Origin of the sequence: Pseudomonas benzenivorans (genome assembly GCF_024397895.1) — a bacterium.
GTDB lineage: Bacteria > Pseudomonadota > Gammaproteobacteria > Pseudomonadales > Pseudomonadaceae > Aquipseudomonas > Aquipseudomonas benzenivorans_A.
In genome coordinates this window covers 1,690,122-1,710,430 of the sequence record NZ_CP073346.1, presented here as the reverse complement: position 1 = coordinate 1,710,430, position 20,309 = coordinate 1,690,122, and the positions used below count along the sequence as shown (strand labels likewise).

18 protein-coding genes are annotated in these 20,309 nt (G+C 67.7%); 12 read left to right on the top strand and 6 right to left on the bottom strand.

The window, feature by feature from the left end; genetic code table 11:
• Positions 1-39: 39 nt before the first annotated feature.
• The 3 genes from KDW96_RS08085 to KDW96_RS08075 all read right to left on the bottom strand — a co-directional run bounded on the left by KDW96_RS08085 (position 40) and on the right by KDW96_RS08075 (position 4,634).
• Positions 40-570, bottom strand: a complete 531-nt coding sequence (locus tag KDW96_RS08085) for a hypothetical protein (protein ID WP_255839910.1) — start codon at positions 568-570, stop codon at positions 40-42.
• A gap of 78 nt (positions 571-648) precedes the next feature.
• On the bottom strand, positions 649-1,947 hold the full coding sequence (locus KDW96_RS08080) for an MFS transporter (RefSeq protein ID WP_255839909.1): 1,299 nt from the start codon (positions 1,945-1,947) through the stop codon (positions 649-651).
• A 173-nt stretch (positions 1,948-2,120) separates the two neighbouring features.
• Positions 2,121-4,634, bottom strand: a complete 2,514-nt coding sequence (locus KDW96_RS08075; RefSeq protein WP_255839908.1) for a CoA transferase — start codon at positions 4,632-4,634, stop codon at positions 2,121-2,123.
• 909 nt (positions 4,635-5,543) lie between these two features.
• Between KDW96_RS08075 and KDW96_RS08070 the strand changes: the two genes are divergently transcribed.
• The 4 genes from KDW96_RS08070 (at position 5,544) to gcvA (ending at position 10,100) form a co-directional block, all read left to right on the top strand.
• Positions 5,544-6,701 carry an iron-containing alcohol dehydrogenase gene (locus KDW96_RS08070; RefSeq protein ID WP_255839907.1) on the top strand — a complete coding sequence of 386 codons (1,158 nt, stop codon included), beginning with the start codon at positions 5,544-5,546 and terminating at the stop codon, positions 6,699-6,701.
• Positions 6,702-6,769: 68 nt separating this feature from the next.
• Positions 6,770-8,266, top strand: a complete 1,497-nt coding sequence (locus KDW96_RS08065; protein WP_255839906.1) for a CoA-acylating methylmalonate-semialdehyde dehydrogenase — start codon at positions 6,770-6,772, stop codon at positions 8,264-8,266.
• 118 nt (positions 8,267-8,384) lie between these two features.
• Complete coding sequence (locus tag KDW96_RS08060) at positions 8,385-9,167, top strand: IclR family transcriptional regulator (protein WP_255839905.1); 783 nt, start codon at positions 8,385-8,387, stop codon at positions 9,165-9,167.
• A 15-nt stretch (positions 9,168-9,182) separates the two neighbouring features.
• Positions 9,183-10,100: a transcriptional regulator GcvA gene (gene gcvA, locus KDW96_RS08055; RefSeq protein ID WP_255839904.1), complete on the top strand. Its 918-nt coding sequence runs from the start codon at positions 9,183-9,185 to the stop codon at positions 10,098-10,100.
• A 9-nt stretch (positions 10,101-10,109) separates the two neighbouring features.
• Here the strand turns inward: gcvA and gluQRS are convergent, their stop codons facing one another.
• A complete protein-coding gene (gluQRS, locus tag KDW96_RS08050) occupies positions 10,110-10,997 on the bottom strand; it encodes a tRNA glutamyl-Q(34) synthetase GluQRS (RefSeq protein ID WP_255839903.1) in 888 nt (295 codons plus the stop codon).
• A gap of 87 nt (positions 10,998-11,084) precedes the next feature.
• Complete coding sequence (gene dksA, locus KDW96_RS08045; protein ID WP_255839902.1) at positions 11,085-11,528, bottom strand: RNA polymerase-binding protein DksA; 444 nt, start codon at positions 11,526-11,528, stop codon at positions 11,085-11,087.
• A gap of 198 nt (positions 11,529-11,726) precedes the next feature.
• On the opposite strand from dksA, the gene KDW96_RS08040 reads away from it, so the two are divergent.
• On the top strand, positions 11,727-12,908 hold the full coding sequence (locus tag KDW96_RS08040) for a pyridoxal phosphate-dependent aminotransferase (RefSeq protein ID WP_255839901.1): 1,182 nt from the start codon (positions 11,727-11,729) through the stop codon (positions 12,906-12,908).
• A complete protein-coding gene (sfsA, locus tag KDW96_RS08035; protein ID WP_255839900.1) occupies positions 12,898-13,605 on the top strand; it encodes a DNA/RNA nuclease SfsA in 708 nt (235 codons plus the stop codon). Before KDW96_RS08040 ends, sfsA begins: the two co-directional genes overlap by 11 nt.
• Positions 13,606-13,712: 107 nt before the next feature.
• Here sfsA and KDW96_RS08030 read toward each other — a convergent pair whose 3' ends face one another.
• Entirely contained in the window at positions 13,713-14,030 is a 318-nt protein-coding gene (locus KDW96_RS08030) for a Rieske (2Fe-2S) protein (protein WP_255839899.1), read from the bottom strand.
• Positions 14,031-14,265: 235 nt separating this feature from the next.
• Between KDW96_RS08030 and KDW96_RS08025 the strand changes: the two genes are divergently transcribed.
• Genes KDW96_RS08025 through KDW96_RS08000 form a run of 6 tightly spaced genes read left to right on the top strand, consistent with a single transcriptional unit; the run spans position 14,266 to position 20,308 of the window.
• The gene (locus tag KDW96_RS08025; protein ID WP_255840495.1) at positions 14,266-15,249 is read left to right on the top strand and encodes a FecCD family ABC transporter permease; all 984 of its coding nucleotides are present in this window, start codon (positions 14,266-14,268) and stop codon (positions 15,247-15,249) included.
• Positions 15,249-16,016, top strand: coding sequence for a heme ABC transporter ATP-binding protein (locus KDW96_RS08020; RefSeq protein WP_255839898.1), 768 nt, complete (start codon positions 15,249-15,251; stop codon positions 16,014-16,016). The genes KDW96_RS08025 and KDW96_RS08020 overlap by 1 nt, the downstream gene beginning before the upstream one ends.
• A 10-nt stretch (positions 16,017-16,026) precedes the next feature.
• The gene (locus tag KDW96_RS08015; RefSeq protein WP_255839897.1) at positions 16,027-16,905 is read left to right on the top strand and encodes a ChaN family lipoprotein; all 879 of its coding nucleotides are present in this window, start codon (positions 16,027-16,029) and stop codon (positions 16,903-16,905) included.
• Positions 16,906-16,954: 49 nt separating this feature from the next.
• Positions 16,955-17,152 (top strand): hypothetical protein, encoded by a 198-nt coding sequence (locus KDW96_RS08010; protein ID WP_255839896.1) that lies wholly within the window; start codon positions 16,955-16,957, stop codon positions 17,150-17,152.
• 16 nt (positions 17,153-17,168) lie between these two features.
• Positions 17,169-19,940, top strand: coding sequence for a sensor histidine kinase (locus KDW96_RS08005; RefSeq protein ID WP_255839895.1), 2,772 nt, complete (start codon positions 17,169-17,171; stop codon positions 19,938-19,940).
• Positions 19,937-20,308 carry a response regulator transcription factor gene (locus KDW96_RS08000; RefSeq protein WP_255839894.1) on the top strand — a complete coding sequence of 124 codons (372 nt, stop codon included), beginning with the start codon at positions 19,937-19,939 and terminating at the stop codon, positions 20,306-20,308. The genes KDW96_RS08005 and KDW96_RS08000 overlap by 4 nt, the downstream gene beginning before the upstream one ends.
• Position 20,309: the final 1 nt, after the last annotated feature.

The window sequence follows — 20,309 nt, the reverse complement described above, 5'->3', positions numbered from 1 at the left end:
ATCGGCGGCCCTGGAGGCCGGCCGACGGCCGCGCCTCGCTTATCCCTCCTGTGCCGCCTTGCACGCCTCGTAGGCCGGCGCCGCATAGATGCCCACCTCCACCGCCAACGCCATTACCCGCGGCAGGTCGCTGCTGTAGACCAGCACGGCCTGCAGTTCGTCATCCAGTGGCTCGCTGAAGTCCACCAGCACATAGCCCTGGGTCTCCGGCGACAGGCTGGAGAGTTGCACCTGGATGCGGTTGAGCGCCTTGAGCGGTTCGACCTTGGCCAGTTGCTTGGGCTTGAGCACGAAGTTGACGCTGGGGCCGAAGGAGTCGGTGATCTGCTGGAACAGCTGCTCGTAGCTGTCGGCCTGGAACAGCACGGTGTCCGGCAGGCTGCCGACCACCACCCATTCGCCGAGGGGGATGGGGAAACTGTCGTCGTAGTTGATGTCCGGGTTGGCGGCGAGGAAGGCCTGCGGGGCGGCGTAGGCCTGGGCGGCCTCGGCGGCGATGCGGCTGATCTCGTCCGGCAGCATGCAGCCCGAGCTTATCTTGTTGATCAGTTCTTCGAGCTGGGCGTGCATGGCGAGATTCCTGGGGCAGTGGAGAAGGGCGGCAAGGATAGCCGAAATTGCCCCGTCCGCGCCGTCGGGGGCCCTGGGTCAGGCGGTTGGCGACTGGGGCTGATCGCCGCGATCTTCTGCGGTCTCGCCGGTTGCCTCGGCTTCGCTGTCGCTCGGCATCGACTCCATCAGCACCGAGCCCACCGCCAGGGGGGCCTGCATCTGGAAGTGGGTGGGCGTCTCGCTGGTGACCGGGAAGGGGTCGCTGATGCGCTTGTAGAGGGCATGGGTGACCATCAGACCGGCCATCACCGCCAGGCTCCAGAAGAAGCTCGCCGGTCCCCATTGCTCCATGGTCAGGGAGACCATGAACGGGCCGATGCTGGCGCCGACGCTGCCGAGCAGCAACAGGGTGCTGCTGGCGCCGGTGGCCTGGTCGGCTTCCAGCTGGTCATTGGTCAGGGCCAGGTACAGCGCCAGCAGGGGGAAGCAGCTGCCGCCGAACAGCAGGGCCAGCAGCAGGTGGCTGTGGTTGTCGGCGAAACCGACCAGGGCGCTGGCCATGGCGAACAGCACCGCGGCGCCGGCTGCTGCGGCGATCACCGTGCGCCGGTCCATGGTGTCGGACAGCCGGCCCAGCGGCCATTGCAGCAGCATGCCGCCGACCACCAGCAGGGCCATGAACAGCGAGATGTCGCTGACCTGCATGCCCAGCCGGCTGGCGTAGACCGAGCCCATGCCCAGGACCATGGCGTAGCAGGCGTTGATCAGGAAGGAGCCGACCAGGCCGGTCGGCGCCAGGCGATAGAGGGTGGCGATGCTCACCGGGCGGGCCGCCTCGAACGACGGCATCGGCGTGGCGGTGATCAGGATGGGCAGCGCCGCCAGGCTGATGAGGATGGAGATCAGGGTGAACAGCTCGAAGCTGGCCGGGTCGGAGATGTTCAGCAGGAACTGGCCGGCGGACAGCCCGGCCAGCATGGTGATCATGTACAGCGACAGCAGCTGGCCGCGGGTACGGTTGTCGGCGGCCTGGTTCAGCCAGCTTTCGGCCACCACGTAGATGGCCGACACCGAGAAGCCGGTGAGCAGGCGCATGACGCCCCAGACCCAGGGATCGACCCATATCGAATGGATCAGGATGGTCATGGAGGCCAGGGCGGTCAGCGCGGCGAAGGCGCGCACGTGGCCGACCCGCTGGATGATCGCCGGGGCGCGCAGCGAACCGAGCAGGAAGCCGGCGTAATAGCCGGACATGAGCAGGCCGGTGACCCGGGTGTCGAAGCCTTCCAGTTCGGCGCGAATGCCCAGCAGGGTGTTCTGCGCGCCGATGCACAGGCCGATGATGCCCAGGCCGAAGAACAAGGGCCATACCGACCGTACCGTCTGCTGAAACATGCTCACCACCGACGTCGCACAAGGGCGGGTTGAAACGTGGGCCCGCCGCGCCCGTGCGTGGCCAGCCCGCGAAGATAAGGGGCGATGGGGCGGCTCGTCCGGCCATCAGCCCAGAAACAAAAAAGCGGGCGGGACAGCCGAAACTGTCCCGCCCGCCGTGCCTGCGCCTGAGTTTAGCTGGGCAGGAACTCCTTGGCCCAGCCGAGGCTGGCGATGTTGCGTTCGAGCATCGACTCGATCTCGCTCGAGCTGTAGCCGGCGTCGGCCAGCACTTCGCGGGTCGAGTGACCCCAGCGCTCCGGCAGGCTCACGGCCTTGATGCTGGCTTCGCTCGGACGGATCGCCAGGTGGTCGATCTGGGTCAGGCAGTGGCCGCTCGGGTGGTTGCGGTGGATCGAGAAGGCGAAGCTGCCGCGATCGATGCCCACGGTGCCGTCGCCTTCACGGCTGTACTGCTCGCGCAGCGACTCGATGGACTGCGGAACGGCGGCGGCGATGTCGGCGGCCTGCAGCTTCTCGGCCCAGTAGGCGGCCGGTGCGGCCTGCAGCGCGTTCTTCAGGAAGGCGCCGACATCCGCGGCCTGGCTGATGCCGGCCAAGCCCTCGACCTGCTCCAGCTGCGGCAGTTCGGCCTCCTTGGAGTCGAGGTAGAGCCAGCCCTCGGCGGTCTTGTAGAAGTGCGACAGGGCGTTGTGGCCCAGCACTTCGCGACCCGATGGCTCGTTGAAGGGCGCACGGCCGGCATAGTCGAAGGCGAACGACAGCTGCGCCAGGTTGGTGACCGCCGACAGCGAGGTACGCGAACGGGTCGGCTGACCGGTCTTGATCTTGTGGTAGATCGACACGGCCATGCCCAGGCCGGCGGCGAAACCGCAGTTGACGTCCAGGGTGCCGAGGTGGGCGTGCTCTTCCGGGGTCTCCGGGCCACCGAAACGGCTCATGATGCCGCTGTGGGCCTGGATGATGTCGTCGTAGCCGATGTAGTTGGTCTTCGGGCCGGGCAGCGGGCCGCCGAGGCAGTCGAGGCGGCAGAACAGCACGCCCGGGTTGACCGCCTGCAGGCTGTCGTTATCCAGACCCAGGGCCTTGAGCTGACGCTCGGGGGCGTTGATCACCACCATGTCGACCGAACGCACCAGGCGGTTGAACACCTCGCGGCCTTCCTCGCTCATGATGTCGACCAGCGCGCTCTGCTTGCCCATGCTGGTCTGGAAGCTGAACAGGGTGCCGATCAGCGGATCGTACATGGGCTTGACGGTATCGAGCTTGATCACCTCGGCGCCGAAGCGGGCGAGGAACGCGGTGGAGTGCGGACCGGCGATCACGTTGGTCAGGTCGAGGATGCGCAGGCCATCGAGCCAGCCGGCATTGGAGGCCGGGGCGATGGCGTCGCCGACCGGACGGGTCACGACTTCGGCCGCCGCCACCTCACTGAGCTCGGCCAGGGCCTGCTCGAAGCTGACGTTCTTGCGTGGACGCGGGGTGACCATCTGTCCGGCGCACTCTTCCAGCCAGGCGAACGGGCCGGGCTGCTTCATCAGGCCGTACTCGGGGTCGTTGACCTCGACGATCAGACCGGCGGCGTTGGTGTGCTCGTGGTTGACCCACTCCTGGGTGGTGCGGTGCGGCGCGCCGGGGATCTGGCCTTCGCCGAAGATCTTCGCCCACTCCTCGGAGGTCTTGGTCAGGAAGGCCTTCTTCATCTTCGCGGAGATGTGGTCGGCCCATTTCTTCGGCAGCGGGTAGACGCCGATGGAGGTCTCGCCGTCCCACTCGCTGATCGGCGCGTGCAGGTCGTTGACTTCCGGCAGGCCTTCGGCGACCAGCTCTTCATAGATGCCCAGCACGGTCAGGGCGCGCTTGGCGTGGTTGCGGTGCGACGGGCAGACGCAATAGAACATGCGGCCGTCGGCGCACTTGTAGGTGCGGTAGAAGGGGTCCAGGTACTCCTGCAGATCGTCGTAGCTCAGGTCCATCGCGATGTTGTTGGCCTTGCGGTACTCGATCTCCTTCTCGCGCATGGTCTTGTAGCGCTCGGGCAGGCCTTCGATGACGTAGGAGTTGTACGACAGGCCTTCCATCAGGGCGGAGATCACCGGCACCTCGATGGCATCGCCACGGCCGGTGCGCTCGCGGGCCTGCAGGGCCAGGGCGACGGAGGCGGCGGCCAGGGCGGTGGCGTAGGCCGAACCCAGCGGCAGCGGCGAGAAGCTCGGATTCAGGCCCAGCAGCACGCGGTTGAAGCCCATGTCGGTGAAGGCGCCGGCGGTCGCGGCGACCACGGCCTCGGTGGCTTTCCAGTCGCGGCGCAGCTCGTCGTTGCTGGCGAAGCCCGGAACGGACAGGGTGATCAACTCGGGACGGGCTGCACGCAGTTTGCCGAAGTCGATGCCCAGTTCCTGCATCACGCCGGGGCGGAAGCTCTCGATGACGATGTCGGCCTTGTCGATCAGGGCCATGGCCTGGTCGAGCCCGGCCGCGGACTTGAGGTCCAGGCGCAGGCAGCTCTTGTTGCGGTTGAGCACGGCATTGGCCGGGTGGTCCCACTGCGGGCCCTGCGGCGGATCGATATGCACCACGGTGGCGCCCAGGTCGGCCAGGGTCATGGCCACGGCGGGGCCGGCGATCTGCTGGCCGAAGTCGACGACGCGGACACCGGTTAAAGGCAATTGATTGTTGTTGTTCATGTCAATTTATCCCTCGAGGAGCGATCCAGCCTGCTGGTGCAAAACAGCCAAGTTGGGGGTGTTGTTTAAATAAGGTCGCGAGTGATGACCAAGTCCCGAGCGTCCGATATCGAAGTGCGAAAAGCTGAACGGAGAAGTTGATGGCCGGCGTCTTCAGTGATGGCGCCTGGCCGGTTCCGCCGTTCATTCGTTTCAGTCGGCCGGATCCAGTCGTTCCCTGTATCCCTCGCACCGCTGGAGGCAGTGGGTGCGGTCGGCAGGTACTTGGTCTGCTTCGGTGAGGCGGATATTAGGAATGAAGATTTGGCGGAACCAGCAATAAAAAATGGACCTTAGGCGGGGTTTTTCTTATGGGTGCATAAGCGCGTGACCTGGCGGTCACTCGAGCGGCCGGCGCGCCGTCAATGCGACCTATGTCGGCAGTCGGCGGCGCAGCCCATGAGGTAGTTTGATTAATAGATCCATAAAAAAAATCGTGGCATAGGCCGCTATTTTTTTGCTTTTCATGCTTTTTGCGCTTCATAACAATAGGTTTCGTATCGATATCGCGGTTCGGCGCCGCAGCAGGGCGCTACCGCGGATCGCGAAGGACAGGTTCCCGCCCGGCTGTTTGCGGTCAACTGGATGACGGGCAGGGGGGCGGACAGCAACGTCCATCGGCGATGGTCCGGCCGCCCAGGCTGCGCCCGCTGGTGACGACTGGAGGCTCGATGCGGGGAAGTTGCCGCTGATGAACAAGGCAGCCGAGGCTGCCAGGGTTTGACGCTGTATCGGCCTTCTCGGCGAGCAGCACCGAATTTTAATAACGCTGCGAACCGACATTCGCGGCATCTCTTTTAGCCAATAGCAGCGCCCGACAATGCCCTCGTCGCATTGCCGCGCCCGCCACTCGGAAATAGCGGAGTCGCCATGTCTACCCAAGTGATACTTCCTCGCATCATGCAGATCGGCGAAAACGCCAGTCAGGACATTCCAGTCGTGATGGCCAACCTGGGCTGCAAGCGGCCGCTGATCATCACCGACAAGATGATGGTCAAGCTGGGCTACGCCGCCGCCATCCAGGAGCGCCTGGCCGTTCACGACATCACTGCCGAAGTGTTCGACGAAACGGTGCCGGAGCCGACCGTGGCCTCGATCCAGGCCGGCGTGGAGAAGGCCCGCAACGGCGACTACGACTGCATCATCGCCCTCGGCGGCGGCAGCCCGATCGACAGCGCCAAGGCCATCGCCATTCTCGCCAAGCATGGCGGCGAGATGCGCGACTACAAATTCCCGCGCATCGTCGTCGAGGCGGGCCTGCCGATCATCGCCGTGCCGACCACCGCCGGCACCGGTTCGGAAGTCACCCGGGTGACCATCATTTCCGATGAGAAGACCGACGAGAAAATGCTCTGCGTGGGCATCGGCTTCATGCCGGTGGCGGCGCTGATCGACTTCAGCCTGACCCTCAGCCTGCCGTCGCGCATCACCGCCGACACCGGCATCGATGCCCTGACCCACGCCATGGAGGCCTATGTCAGCAAGAAGGCCAGCCTGTACAGCGACAGCCAGGCCCTGGAGGCCATGCGCCTGATCGCGCCGAACCTGCGCCGCGCCTACCACGACGGCTCCGACAAGGCCGCCCGCGAGGCGATGATGCTCGGCTCGACCCTGGCCGGTGTGGCCTTCTCCAACGCTTCGGTAGCCCTGGTGCACGGCATGAGCCGGCCGATCGGCGCGCACTTCCATGTGCCCCATGGCCTGTCCAACGCCATGTTGCTGCCCACCGTCACCGAGTTCTCCATTCCGGCCGCGGCCGAGCGCTATGCCGACTGCGCCCGCGCCATGGGCGTGGCCAGCGCCCAGGACAGCACCGAGGTGGCCAACGACAAGCTGCTCGCCGAACTGCGCGCCCTCAACGACGAGCTGCGTGTGCCGACCCCGGAGCAGTTCGGCATCGACCGCCAGCAGTACTTCGATCAGCTGCAGGTGATGGCCGAGCAGGCCCTGGCCTCCGGATCGCCGAACAACAACCCGCGCGTACCGAGCGCCGAAGAGATCATCGAACTCTACAAGAAGCTCTGGTAAGCCCCTTTCAATCAGTCACTGGCGGCGGCGCCCCAGCCGCCTGCAACCCTTATCGAGGAACAGCTGCGATGAATACAGTAGGACACCTGATCAACGGCCAGGTCATCAACGACGCCGCGCGCCTGCAGGACGTGTACAACCCCTCCACCGGCGAGGTCAGCAAGCAGGTTGCCCTGGCGTCCAAGGCCACCGTCGAGCAGGCCATCGCCGCCGCCGAAGCGGCCTTCCCCGAGTGGCGCAACACCCCGCCGATCAAGCGCGCGCGGGTGATGTTCCGCTTCAAGGAGCTGCTCGAGCAGAATGCCGAGCGCATCGCCCAGATGATCGGCGAGGAGCACGGCAAGATTTCCCACGACGCCCTCGGCGAGCTGCAGCGCGGCATCGAGAACGTCGAATATGCCTGCGGCGCCCCCGAGCTGCTCAAGGGTGAGCACAGCAAGAACGTCGGCCCGAACATCGACTCCTGGAGCGAGTTCCAGCCCCTGGGCGTGGTGGCCGGCATCACCCCGTTCAACTTCCCGGCGATGGTGCCGCTGTGGATGTTCCCCATGGCCATCGTCTGCGGCAACTGCTTCATCCTCAAGCCGTCCGAGCGCGACCCCAGCTCCACCCTGTTCATCGCCCAGCTGCTGCAGGAAGCCGGTCTGCCGGACGGCGTGATGAACGTGGTCAACGGTGACAAGGAAGCGGTCGACGTGCTGCTCAGCGACGCGCGCATCCAGGCCGTCAGCTTCGTCGGCTCGACGCCGATCGCCGAGTACATCTACAAGACCGCCAATGCCAACGGCAAGCGCTGCCAGGCCCTGGGCGGGGCGAAGAACCACGCCATCGTGATGCCCGATGCCGACATGGACAACGCGGTCAACCAGCTGCTGGGCGCCGCCTTCGGCTCCTCCGGCGAGCGCTGCATGGCGCTGTCCGTGGCCGTCGCCGTGGGTGACGCGGCCGCCGATGCACTGATCGAGAAGATGCAGGCTGCCATGCAGTCGCTGAAGGTCGGCGCGTACTCGGACAAGAGCAACGATTTCGGTCCGGTGATCACCAGGGCCCATCAGCAGAAGGTGGTCGGCTACATCGACAGCGCCGAGGAGCAGGGCGCCAGGATCGTGGTCGACGGCCGCAATCCGCAAGTGGTCGGGCACGAGAACGGCTTCTTCGTCGGCGGCACCCTGATCGACAACGTCAACCCGGAGATGCTCAGCTACAAGGAAGAAATCTTCGGCCCGGTGCTGCAGGTGGTGCGGGTGAACAGCATGCAGGAGGCGATGGACCTGATCGACGCCCACGAATACGGCAACGGCACCTGCATCTTCACCCGCGACGGCGAGGCGGCGCGCTACTTCTCCGACAACATCAAGGTCGGCATGGTCGGCATCAACGTGCCGCTGCCGGTGCCGGTGGCCTACCACAGCTTCGGCGGCTGGAAGCGCTCGCTGTTCGGTGACCTGCATGCCTACGGCCCGGATGCCGTGCGCTTCTACACCAAGCGCAAGACCATCACCCAGCGCTGGCCGTCGGCCGGCGTGCGTGAAGGCGTCTCCTTCTCCATGCCGACCATGAAGTAAGCGTCGGCAGGCTGCGGGCAGCCTGCACCTGCTGCGGGCCGGAGGCCACGCCCACGCAAGGGGGCGTGGCCTTTTCCGTTCTGCTCAGCGCTCGCCCGTCCTACAACGGAGACAGCACGTGACCACCACAACGCGAGAAAAAGGCTCCTCGATCAGCCGGGTGCTGGAGATCATCGAGGCGGTGTCCAAGGCGGAGCGGCCCCTGTCGCCGGCCGACCTCGCCTATCAGCTGGACATCCCCAAGCCGAGCATCCACCGCCTGCTCAGCCAGCTCGAAGGCGACGGCTACCTGCAGATCAACATGCGCGGCCTCATCGTGCCCGGCGACCGCATGCACGACATCGCCCTCGGCGTGCTCTACAGCGGGCGCTTCAAGGCGCCGCGCCAGGCCATTCTGAAGCGCCTCACGGCGCAGATCGGCGAGACCTGCGGCATTGCCATCCCCAACGGCACCGAGATGATCTACTACGACCGGGTACAGACCGATCGGCCCCTGCAGGTGCACCTGCCGGTCGGCAGCCATACGCCGATCTGGTGCACCGCCAGCGGCAAGCTCTACCTCAGCTCGCTGCCCAGGGACCGGCGCCAGCGCATCCTCAACAACCTGCCGTTGCAGCGCTTCGCGCGCAACACCCTGACCAGCGCGGCCGAGCTGGAGGCGGCGCTGCAGAGGACCCGCGAAGACGAGCTGGGCATCGACAACGAAGAGTTCGTCGACGGCCTGGTGGCCTGCGCGGTGCCGATCCGCGCCGGCGATGGTCGCTTGTTCGCCTGTCTGTTCACCCATGCGCCGCTCATAGGCAAGAGCCTCGATGAGCTGCTGGCATATACTCCCCTCTTGCGTGAGGCGGCCGGGGAGTTGGGTCAGCTGATCACCGACACGGAGGTCGTCAGGGACTGATAGCGAGCGTTAGCGATGAAGAAACGGCTTCCCCCACTGAACTGGTTGCGCTCGTTCGAGGCGTCGGCCCGCCACCTGAACTTCACCCAGGCGGCTACCGAGCTGAACCTGACCCAGGCGGCGATCAGTCAGCAGGTCAAGGGGCTGGAGTCGCAGCTCGGCGTCAGCCTGTTCAAACGCCTGCCGCGCGGGCTGGAGCTGACCGAGGCGGGTCAGGCCTACATGCCGGTGGTGCACGAGGCCGTCGAGCGCCTGGCCGCGGCCACCGACGAGCTCTTCGGTCAGGGCCGCAAGCGTCTGCTGACCGTCAGGGCCAACCTGGTGTTCTTCACCACCTGGCTGGCCCCGCGACTGGAGCGCTTCCGCGCCCGCCATCCGGAAGTCGGCCTGCGTTTCACCAGCAATATCTGGCTGGATGAGCGAGAGAAGGAGGCCGACATGGAAATCCGCTACGGCCAGGGCGTGTGGCCGGGCTACAAGTCCAGTCGCCTGACGTGGGACGACCTGTTCCCGGTGTGCGCGCCGCTGCTCAACACCGGCGAGCCGCCACCGGCCTCGCCCGATGCGCTGGGAGGGCACACCCTGCTGCACGTGATCGGCTACGAGGAGGGCTGGGGGCACTGGCTCAATCAGACCGGGTTCCACAAGGTCGATCCCTCCCAGGGCTTGCAATTCGACACCCTGATCACCGCCTTGGAGATGGCCGCGCTCGGTCACGGCCTGGCGCTCGGGCGCACCTCGCTGGTCGCCGGCATGATTGCCAGTGGACGCCTGGTGGCGCCTTTCGAGCAGCGGATCGCCACCAACGAAGCGTTCTACCTGGCCTGCCCGGCCCATCAGTACATGTCGCCCCAGGCCGAGGTGTTCTGGTCCTGGCTGGTCGAGGAAGCAGAATTGGCGCGTGACGAGGCGCAGTTGCAGCCAGAGATCTAGGTCCAGGGCTTAGCGCAGCTGCGCCTCGGCCAGGGTGCGGCTGTGGGGGATGCGCCCGGGAACCCAGTGCTGACTGGCCCAGGCCAGCAGCTGCTCGGGGCGCGCGCCCTCGAGTTCCGCCGGCACGGCCTGGCCCAGGGCATGCAGGGCGCGCACCAGCAGCGGCGCGGCCCGGTCGGCGGGCAGGGGCGGGGAGCGGTAGGACTTGCCCAGCTTGTGGCCGTCCGGCTGGATGATCAGCGGTACGTGCAGGTAGCGTGGCTGGGCCGCGCCGAGCAGCTCCTGCAGGTACAGCTGGCGCGGGGTGGAGTCCAGCAGGTCGGCGCCACGCACCACGTCGGTGACGCCTTGCCAGGCATCGTCGAGCACCACCGCCAACTGGTAGGCGTACAGCCCGTCGCGGCGGCGAATGACGAAGTCCCCCACCTCATGGCCCAGGTGCTGGTGATACGCGCCCTGCACGCGGTCGGTGAAACCGTAGCTCAGCTGCGGCACCCGCAGGCGGATCGCCGCGTCCTGCGGCGCATGGCCGGCGTCGCGGCAGAAGCCCGGATAGACCCCCTGATAGCCCTCCAGTTGCTTGCGTGAACAGGTGCAGGCATAGGCCAGGCCGGACGCGAGCAGGCGCTGGATCAGCGCCTCGTACTCGGCATGCCGCGCGCTCTGTCGCACCAGTTCGCCGTCCCAGTGCAAGCCGTAGCTTTCCAGGGTTCGCAGGATCGCATCCTGGGCGCCGGGCACTTCGCGGGGCGGGTCCAGGTCTTCCATGCGCAGCAGCCAGTGGCCATCGACGGCGCGGGCATCCAGGTAGGAGGCCAGGGCGGCGACCAGGGAGCCGAAGTGCAGGTAGCCACTGGGCGTGGGGGCGAAACGACCGATGTAGCGGGGAGCGTTCATGCGCGCGGGCTGAAAGGCTGGAGGGCGGCGTAGCGGGCGGCTGAGGGGCGGAAACAACACGGGGCGCCTGAGCGCCCCGTGATCGGATCAGGAACCGATCTGTTTTTCCTTGATTTCCGCCAGGGTCTTGCAGTCGATGCACAGGGTGGCGGTGGGGCGCGCCTCGAGGCGACGGATGCCGATCTCGACGCCGCAGGAGTCGCACCAGCCGTACTCGTTCTCCTCGATCAGCTCGAGGGTCTCGTCGATCTTCTTGATCAGCTTGCGCTCACGGTCGCGGGCACGCAGTTCCAGGCTGAACTCTTCTTCCTGGCTGGCGCGATCGGCCGGATCGGGGAAGTTGGCCGCTTCGTCCTGCATGTGATGCACGGTACGGTCGACTTCCTGCATCAGTTCCAGCTTCCACTTGTTGAGGATGCCGGTAAAGTGGGCGCGCATCGGCTCACTCATGTACTCCTCACCCTTGCTCTCTTGGTAGGGTTCGAAGCCACGAATCAGTTGGCTGCTCTTTGCTTTTGCTTTGGTGGGCATGGATGACCGCCTCTCACTCTCTCTAATCCACTGCGCAGGAGTGGTGTCCCTTTGCCGATTTTAAACCGGCCCTGCGGCTGCAAGCGGGCGAACTTACCAGATCGTTTGAAGCCGCGCCACTCCCGGTTGTCGAGGTTGCTGCCGTTTCGCCTGGCCCTTGGTTAGAATCCGCCTTCCAACCTCTTTCAAGGCAGGTCCATGGCCCAGTCCTACAGTGCGCGTAGCCGCGCCATCGAACCCTTCCACGTCATGGCCTTGCTCGCCCGCGCCAACCAGTTGCAGGCCGCTGGCCACGACGTGATCCATCTGGAGATCGGCGAGCCGGATTTCACCACCGCCGAACCCATCGTCGCCGCCGGCCAGGCCGCGCTGGCGGCCGGGCATACCCGTTACACCGCGGCGCGGGGCATACCCGCCTTGCGCGAAGCGATTGCCGGCTTCTACGCGCAACGCTATCGGTTGAGCATAGACCCTGAGCGGATTTTGATTACCCCCGGTGGTTCCGGGGCCCTGCTGCTGGCCAGCAGCCTGCTGGTCGATCCGGGCAAGCACTGGCTGCTGGCCGACCCGGGCTACCCGTGCAACCGTCACTTCCTGCGCCTGATCGAAGGCGCCGCGCAGCTGGTGCCGGTGGGCCCCGAGGTGCGCTACCAGCTGACCCCCGAGCTGGTGGCCGGGCATTGGGATGGCGACAGCGTCGGCGCTCTGGTCGCCTCGCCCGCCAACCCGACCGGCACCCTGTTGCAGCGAGACGAGCTGGCCGCGCTGTCCCAGGCGCTCAGGGAGCGCGGTGGCCACCTGGTGGTCGATGAGATCTACCACGGCCTGACCTACGGGATGGATGCGCCCAGCGTGCTGGAAGTGGATGACGAGGCCTTCGTTCTCAACAGTTTTTCCAAGTACTTCGGCATGACCGGCTGGCGCCTGGGCTGGCTGGTGGCGCCGCCGGCGGCGGTGCCCGAGCTGGAGAAGCTGGCGCAGAACCTCTATATCAGTGCCCCGAGCATGGCCCAGCACGCCGCCCTGGCCTGCTTCGAGGCGCAGACCCTGGCGATCTGCGAGCAGCGCCGGCACGCGTTCCAGCGGCGCCGCGACTTCCTCCTGCCGGCCCTGCGCGAGCTGGGTTTCCGGATCGCCGTGGAGCCGGAGGGCGCCTTCTATCTATATGCCGACATCAGCGCCTTCGGCGGCGACGCCTTCGCCTTCTGCCAGCATTTCCTGGAAACCGAGCACGTGGCCTTCACCCCAGGACTGGACTTCGGCCGGCATCTGGCCAGCCAGCACGTGCGCTTCGCCTACACCCAGGACCTGCCGCGCCTGCAGCAGGCGGTCGAGCGCATCGCCCGTGGGCTGAAGAGCTGGCGGTCCGATGCGCTTTGATCCGCCGCTGCAGCCGGGTCGATTGCTGCGCCGCTACAAGCGCTTTCTCGCCGACATCGAGACGGCGACTGGCGAGCCGCTGACCATTCACTGTCCCAACACCGGTTCGATGCTCAATTGCATGAGCGAGGGCGCGCGGGTCTGGTTCAGCCGCTCGGACGACCCCAAGCGCAAGCTGCCGGGGACCTGGGAACTCGGCGAGACCCCCCATGGGCGTCTGGCCGTGATCAATACCGCGCGGGCCAACGGCCTGGTGGAGGAAGCGCTGCAGGCCGGTCTGATCGGCGAGCTGGCCGGCTTCACCGGGCTGAAGCGCGAGGTGCCCTATGGCCAGGAGCGCAGCCGTATCGACTTTCGCCTGGACTACCCGGACGGCCCGGCCTTCGTCGAGGTGAAGAGCGTGACCCTGGGCTTCGCCGGCTCCGCGGTGGCGGCCTTCCCGGATGCGCGCACCGAGCGCGGCGCCAAGCACCTGCGCGAGCTGGCGGCGCTGGCCCGCGCCGGCGTGCGCGCCGTGCAGCTGTATTGCGTCAACCTGAGCGGGATCGACGCGGTGCGCCCTGCCGAGGAGATCGACCCGGCCTACGCCACCGCCCTGCGCGAGGCGATCGGCGCCGGTGTCGAGGTGCTGGCCTATGGGGCGGACATCAGTCCGAGCGAGGTGCGCCTGGTGCGCCGGCTCGAGGTGCGGCTTTAGGGGGGAGGGTGCGCCATGGGCACCGATGGATACACGCCATGGTCCCGAACGCTGGTGCGCGCGGCGCACCCTACGCTGCATGGGCATCGTGGCGGATGGATCGTGGGCTACGACTGGACCCAGATGCCCTCGGCGTCTTCCACGCAGCTCAGCGCCTCGAGCGCCTGCCCGGCGCAGGGGCCGGCCACACACTCGCCCGAGTCGATGAGAAACAGCGCGCCATGGGTGGCGCACTGGATCAGGCTGGCGCTGGCATCGAGGAACTGGTCCGGCAGCCATTCCAGGGGGATGCCGCGATGGGGGCAGCGGTTGTGGTAGGCGTACACCTGGCCGTCCTTGCGCACGGCCAGCAGCTTGCGTCCTTCAATTTCAAAGCCCCGGCTCTGGCCCTCGGCCAGCTCTTGCGGGGCGCATAAACGCTTCATCGGTGTCTCCACGGCAGGCCGGCATTATGCCGCCTCGCGCCGGATTGCCAAGGGAGTGGCGGTCCGCTGGTCTGAAACCATCGCGCGCTCAGTGGGGCCTGCGCCATCGCCGGGCTGGCGGCCAGCCCCTCGGCCTTTTATCCTGCCTGCCAACTTCCGGCCGCCAGGTCCCGCCTACCTCATGCATCCCGCCATCCAACCGCGCACACTGTTTGTCGCGCTGGGCCTGCTCTTGCTGCTGGCGCTGTGGCTGTCGCTCGCCCTGGGGCCGGTCAGCCTGCCCCTGGCCGATACCCTGCAGGCGGCGCTGCGCCTGCTCGGCCTGCCCCTGGGCGGCGATGAGCTGCTGCAGGCCGAGCTGATCCTCGGGCAGATACGCCTGCCGCGCTCGCTGCTGGGCCTGACGGTCGGCGCCGTGCTGGCGCTGTGCGGGGTGGCGATGCAGGGCCTGTTCCGCAACCCCCTGGCCGACCCAGGCCTGGTCGGCGTGTCCAGTGGTGCGGCCCTGGGCGCGGCCGTGGCGATCGTTGGCGGCGCGGCGCTCGGCGGCCTGCCCGAGGTCCTGACGCCTTATCTGTTGTCGCTGTTCGCCTTCGCCGGCGGCCTGGCGGTGACCGCGCTGGTCTATCGCCTGGGGCGGCGCGATGGCCAGACCAGCGTGGCGACCATGCTCCTGGCCGGTATCGCCCTGACCGCCCTGGCCGGCGCGGCGATCGGCCTGTTCACTTACCTGGCTGACGATGCGACCCTGCGCAGCCTGACCTTCTGGAACCTCGGCAGTCTCAACGGCGCCAGCTACGCGCGCCTCTGGCCCTTGCTGCTGGTGACCTGCGGCGTGGCGCTGTGGCTGCCGCGCCGGGCGCGGGCGCTGAACGCCCTGTTGCTCGGCGAGTCGGAGGCGCGCCACCTGGGTTTCGCCGTGGAGCGGCTCAAGCGCGAACTGGTGCTGTGCACCGCCCTGGGGGTCGGCGCGGCGGTGGCGGCGGCGGGGATGATCGGCTTTATCGGCCTGGTGGTGCCGCACCTGATGCGCCTGCTGGTGGGCCCGGATCACCGCCTGTTGTTGCCGGCCGCGGCGCTGGCCGGGGCCAGCCTGCTGCTGCTGGCCGACCTGGTCGCCCGCATGCTGCTGGCGCCGGCGGAGCTGCCGATCGGCATCGTCACCGCCCTGATCGGCGCGCCGTTCTTCCTCTACCTGCTGCTGCGGGGGCGCGCCTGATGCTACGCGCGCAGAACCTGGCGGTCAGGCGCGGCAGCCGCACCGTGCTGCAGGGCATCGACCTCGAACTGCGGCCCGGCGAGGTGCTCGGCGTGCTGGGGCCCAATGGCGCCGGCAAGAGCACCCTGCTCGGCGCGCTCTGCGGCGAGCTGCCGGCGGACAATGGCAGGGTCTGGCTGGATCGGCGCGGCCTGGATGACTGGCCGGGCGACGAGCGGGCGCGGCGCCTGGCGGTGTTGCCGCAGAGTTCGACGCTGAACTTCGCCTTTCGCGTCGAGGAGGTGGTGGCCATGGGGCGCCTGCCACACGCCAGCGGCCGGCTGCGCGATGCCCAGGTGGTCGCCGAGGCCCTGCGGGCCGCGGATGCCGAGCACCTGGTCGGCCGCAGCTACCTGGCCCTGTCCGGCGGCGAACGCCAGCGCGTGCACCTGGCCCGGGTGCTGGCCCAGCTCTGGCCGGGCGGGGCAGGGCAGAGCCTGCTGCTCGACGAGCCGACCTCAATGCTCGACCCCCTGCACCAGCACACCACGCTGCAGGCCACGCGGCGTTTCGCCGAGCAGGGCGGCGCGGTGCTGGTGATTCTCCACGACCTCAACCTGGCGGCGCGCTACTGCGACCGCCTGCTGCTGCTGGCCGGCGGCCGCGCCCATGTTCAGGGCACGCCCGAGCAGGTGCTGCGTGCCGAGCCGCTGCAGGCCGTGTTCGGCCTGGAAGTGCTGGTGCAGCGCCACCCCGAGCGTGGCCACCCGCTGATAGTCGCCCGCTGAGGAGTTGCCTGTGCGTACGCTTTGGATGGCCCTTTTGTTGCTGCTCGCCGGCTGTCAGGCCGCCTTGCCGCCGTTACCGGACTGGCAGAGCCCGGAAGGGCGCCAGCATGCGCAGTTGGGGCAGATCATCGAGCTGTCCAGCGGCCGGCACCTGAGCCCGGCGCAGCTGGTCGAGCGCCTGGCCGGCTCGCCCCGGGTGCTGGTCGGCGAACAGCACGACAACCCGGATCACCATGCCCTGCAGCTGTGGCTGCTGCAGGCCCTGGCGGCGCGGCGCGCGCAGGGCAGCCTGTTGCTGGAGATGCTCGGCCCGGATCAGCAGGACAAGGTCGAAGCGACCCGCCAGCGCCTCGCCGACGGCCAGGCGCCGGCCGACCTGCCAGCGGCCCTGGCCTGGCAGCCCGGCTGGGACTGGGCGCTGTACGGGCCGGTCGTGCGCCACGCCCTGGCCCAGCCCTATCCGACGTTGCCGGCCAACCTGAGGCGCGACGAGGTCATGTCGATCTATCGCCAGCCGCCGCCGCTCGCCGGGGCGCAGTCGAACGCGCCGCCGGTACGCCAGGCGCTGCTGCAGCAGATCCGCCTGGCCCATTGCGACAAGCTGCCGGACAGCCAGCTGCCGGCCATGCTCGCCGTGCAGCAGCAGCGCGACCGGCGCATGGCCGAGGCGCTGTTGGCTGCGCCGCCGCCGAGCCTGCTGCTGGCCGGCGCCTATCACGTGCGCCGCGACCTGGGCGTGCCCCTGCACCTGGCCGACCTGGGACACCCTCAGGGCACCCAGGTGCTGATGCTGGCCGAGGTCGGCAGCCGGGTCGGCGCGGGACAGGCCGATTACCTCTGGTACACCCCGGCGCTGGCCGAACAGGATCACTGCGCAGGCATCCGCTAGGCGGCGGATCGGCAATATTCGTCCACACTGGTCAGAGGAGGTGTGGACCATGGCCGATCCAGGCAAGCAGAGCCAGCGGTTGGTGGCGCTATTCGCGCTGGGCTGGCTGCTGTTCAGCTACCCGTTGCTGTCGCTGTTCGATGTCGACGGCAGGCTGTGGGGGATCCCGCTGCTCTACGCCTACCTGTTCCTGGCCTGGGCCGCGCTGATCGGGCTGATGATGCTGGTCATCGAGCGCTCGGACTGAGCGGGAGGCACGGCCAATGCTGCATGGCGGCGTGATCCTGCTGGCATCCTGCGCCTACCTGGGCCTGCTCTTCGCCATCGCCTACTGGGGCGACCGGCGGGCCGAGGCCGGCCGCTCGCTGATCGCCAACCCCTACATCTACGCCCTGTCGATGGCGGTCTACGCCACCTCCTGGACCTTCTACGGCAGCGTCGGCCGCGCCGCGGCCAGTGGCGTCGGCTTCCTGCCCATCTACCTCGGGCCGACCCTGATGGCGGCGCTGTTCTGGCTGGTGCTACGCAAGATGATCCGCATCAGCAAGGCCAATCGCATCACCTCGATCGCCGACTTCATCGCCGCCCGCTACGGCAAGAGCGGCCTGCTCGGCGGCCTGGTGACGCTGATCGCGGTGGTCGGGGTGATTCCCTATATCGCCCTGCAGCTGAAGGCGGTGTCGACCAGTTTCCTCATCCTCGTGCAATACCCGCAAATCACCATGCCCACCCAACTGGCCGATGCCGGGCCGCTGCAGGACACGGCGCTGTACGCGGCGCTGCTGCTGGCGGCCTTCACCATCGTCTTCGGCACCCGTCACCTGGATGCCACCGAGCGCCACGAGGGCATGGTGGCGGCGATCGCCTTCGAGTCGCTGGTCAAGCTGCTGGCCTTTCTCGCGGTGGGGGCCTTCGTCACCTTTGGCCTCTACCACGGCTTCGCCGACCTGTTCGAGCAGGCCCAGCGACTGCCCGAGGTGGGCCGCCTGCTGACCCTTGGCGGTGCGGCCGGCACCTACGGCTCCTGGGTCTCGCTGATTCTGCTGTCGATGCTGTCGATCCTGTTTCTGCCGCGGCAGTTCCAGATCGGCGTGGTGGAGAACGTCAACGAACAGCATCTGGCCAAGGCGATCTGGCTGTTTCCCCTGTACCTGCTGGCGATCAATGTGTTCGTCCTGCCGATTGCCTTCGCCGGCCTGATGCACTTCGCCCCGGGCCAGGTCGACGCCGATACCTTCGTCCTCACCCTGCCGATGGCCCAGGGCCAGGAAGCCCTGGCCCTGCTGGTGTTCATCGGCGGCCTGTCGGCGGCCACCGGGATGGTCATAGTCGAGAGCATCGCCCTGTCCACAATGATCTGTAACGACCTGGTGATGCCACTGCTGCTGCGCTGGCGCGCGCTGGGCCTGGCCCGACGCCGCGACCTTTCCGGGTTGTTGCTGGGCATCCGCCGCGCGGCCATCCTTCTGCTCTTGCTGCTCGGTTACGTCTATTACCGCGCCGCTGGCGAAGCCTACGCCCTGGTGTCGATCGGCCTGGTGTCCTTCGCCGCGGTGGCCCAGTTCGCGCCGGCGATGCTCGGCGGCATGTACTGGAAACAGGGCAGCCGCGCCGGGGCCCTGAGTGGTCTGCTGCTGGGTTTCTCGCTGTGGCTCTACACCCTAGCGCTGCCGGCATTTGCCAAGTCCGGCTGGCTGCCGCTGTCGTTCATCGAGCAGGGGCCGCTGGCCATCGCCTGGCTCAAGCCCCTGGCGCTGTTCGGCCTGAGCGGCCTGGACGAGCTCAGCCACGCGCTGTTCTGGAGCCTGACGGCCAACCTCGGCGCCTACGTCGGCGTGTCGCTGCTCGGCCGCCAGAGCGCCCGCGAGCAGGCCCAGGCACTGCTGTTCGTCGAAGCCTTCAAGGTCGCCGGGCGTGGTTCCAGCCTGTGGCGTGGCCAGGCCTCGGTGGCGGAGATCAGCGCCCTGGTCGGCCGTTTTCTCGGCCCCCGGCGCGCCGCGGCCGCCTTCGCCGAGCATGCGCAGCGGCGTGGCCTGCCGTCCAGCGCCGCGCTCGAGGCGGATGCCGAGCTGGTGCACTTCGCCGAACAACAGCTGGCCGGCGCCATCGGCGCCGCCTCGGCGCGGGTGATGCTGGCCTCGGTGGTGGAGGAGGAGCCGCTGGGCATGGACGAGGTGCTCGGCATACTCGACGAGGCTTCCCAGGTGCTCGCCTACAGCCGGCGCCTGGAGCAGCAGTCCCGCGAGCTGGAAACGGCCACCGGCGAGCTGCGCGCGGCCAATGCGCGGCTGCAGGAGCTCGATCGGCTCAAGGACGACTTCATCTCCACGGTGACCCACGAATTGCGCACGCCGCTGACCTCGATTCGCGCCTTCTCCGAGATCCTCAATGACAACCCGGAGCTGGACGCGGCGCAGCGCACGCGCTTCGTCGCCATCATCGTCAAGGAAAGCGAGCGCCTGACGCGTTTGATCAACCAGGTGCTCGACCTGGCCAAGCTGGAGTCGGGGCAGGCCGAGTGGCGCGCGAGTGCGGTCGACCTCAAGGCGGTGATCGAAGATGCCGTGGCCACCACCAGTCAGCTGCTCGGCGACCAGCGCATCGATCTGGAACTCGATCTGCCGGCGCAGGTGACGCCGGTGGCGGCCGATCGCGACCGCCTGCTGCAGGTGCTGCTCAACCTGATATCCAACGCGGCGAAGTTCTGTGCCCGCGAGCATGGGCGTATCGCGATCGCCCTGCACGAACTGCCCGAGGCGCTGCGGGTGGAGGTGCGCGACAACGGTGCCGGCATCGCCGCCGCCGATCAGGAGGCGATCTTCGAGAAGTTCCGCCAGGCCGGTGACCCCCTTACCGAGAAGCCCCAGGGCACCGGCCTGGGCCTGCCGATCAGTCGGCAGATCATCGAGCACTTCGGCGGCCGCCTGTGGGTAGACAGCGTGCACGGGCAGGGCGCCTGCTTTTCCTTTACGCTTCCCTTGGGGGGCGACGTGGGTGCGTCGCCTCCCGAGCACAACACGCAGGAGCAACCATGAGCCGTACCGTGTTGATCGCCGACGACGAGCCGAACATCGTCATCTCCCTGGAGTTTCTCCTGCAGCAGGAGGGCTACCGGGTTGAGGTGGCCCACGACGGTCAGGAGGCCTGGGACGCCATCCAGCGTCAGCCCCCGGACCTGGTGCTGCTCGACGTGATGCTGCCACGTCTGAGCGGTTTCGACCTGTGCCAGAAGATCCGCGAAAACCCCGCCTGGCAGCGCCTGCGTATCGTCATGCTGACCGCCAAGGGCCGCGAGGTGGAGATCAGCAAGGGTCTGGCGCTGGGCGCCGATGCCTACATCACCAAGCCGTTCGCCACCCAAGCGCTGCTGGCCCAGGTGCGCGCGTTACTCGAAGAGGGCTAAG

Excerpts from the sequence above, each read along its gene's own strand:
- KDW96_RS08085 (WP_255839910.1), bottom strand. The coding sequence starts at position 570 with ATGCACGCCCAGCTCGAAGAACTGATCAACAAGATAAGCTCGGGCTGC.
- KDW96_RS08080 (WP_255839909.1), bottom strand. The coding sequence starts at position 1,947 with ATGTTTCAGCAGACGGTACGGTCGGTATGGCCCTTGTTCTTCGGCCTG.
- KDW96_RS08075 (WP_255839908.1), bottom strand. The coding sequence starts at position 4,634 with ATGAACAACAACAATCAATTGCCTTTAACCGGTGTCCGCGTCGTCGAC.
- KDW96_RS08070 (WP_255839907.1), top strand. The coding sequence starts at position 5,544 with ATGTCTACCCAAGTGATACTTCCTCGCATCATGCAGATCGGCGAAAAC.
- KDW96_RS08065 (WP_255839906.1), top strand. The coding sequence starts at position 6,770 with ATGAATACAGTAGGACACCTGATCAACGGCCAGGTCATCAACGACGCC.
- gcvA (WP_255839904.1), top strand. The coding sequence starts at position 9,183 with ATGAAGAAACGGCTTCCCCCACTGAACTGGTTGCGCTCGTTCGAGGCG.
- gluQRS (WP_255839903.1), bottom strand. The coding sequence starts at position 10,997 with ATGAACGCTCCCCGCTACATCGGTCGTTTCGCCCCCACGCCCAGTGGC.
- dksA (WP_255839902.1), bottom strand. The coding sequence starts at position 11,528 with ATGCCCACCAAAGCAAAAGCAAAGAGCAGCCAACTGATTCGTGGCTTC.
- KDW96_RS08040 (WP_255839901.1), top strand. The coding sequence starts at position 11,727 with ATGGCCCAGTCCTACAGTGCGCGTAGCCGCGCCATCGAACCCTTCCAC.
- sfsA (WP_255839900.1), top strand. The coding sequence starts at position 12,898 with ATGCGCTTTGATCCGCCGCTGCAGCCGGGTCGATTGCTGCGCCGCTAC.
- KDW96_RS08030 (WP_255839899.1), bottom strand. The coding sequence starts at position 14,030 with ATGAAGCGTTTATGCGCCCCGCAAGAGCTGGCCGAGGGCCAGAGCCGG.
- KDW96_RS08020 (WP_255839898.1), top strand. The coding sequence starts at position 15,249 with ATGCTACGCGCGCAGAACCTGGCGGTCAGGCGCGGCAGCCGCACCGTG.
- KDW96_RS08010 (WP_255839896.1), top strand. The coding sequence starts at position 16,955 with ATGGCCGATCCAGGCAAGCAGAGCCAGCGGTTGGTGGCGCTATTCGCG.
- KDW96_RS08005 (WP_255839895.1), top strand. The coding sequence starts at position 17,169 with ATGCTGCATGGCGGCGTGATCCTGCTGGCATCCTGCGCCTACCTGGGC.
- KDW96_RS08000 (WP_255839894.1), top strand. The coding sequence starts at position 19,937 with ATGAGCCGTACCGTGTTGATCGCCGACGACGAGCCGAACATCGTCATC.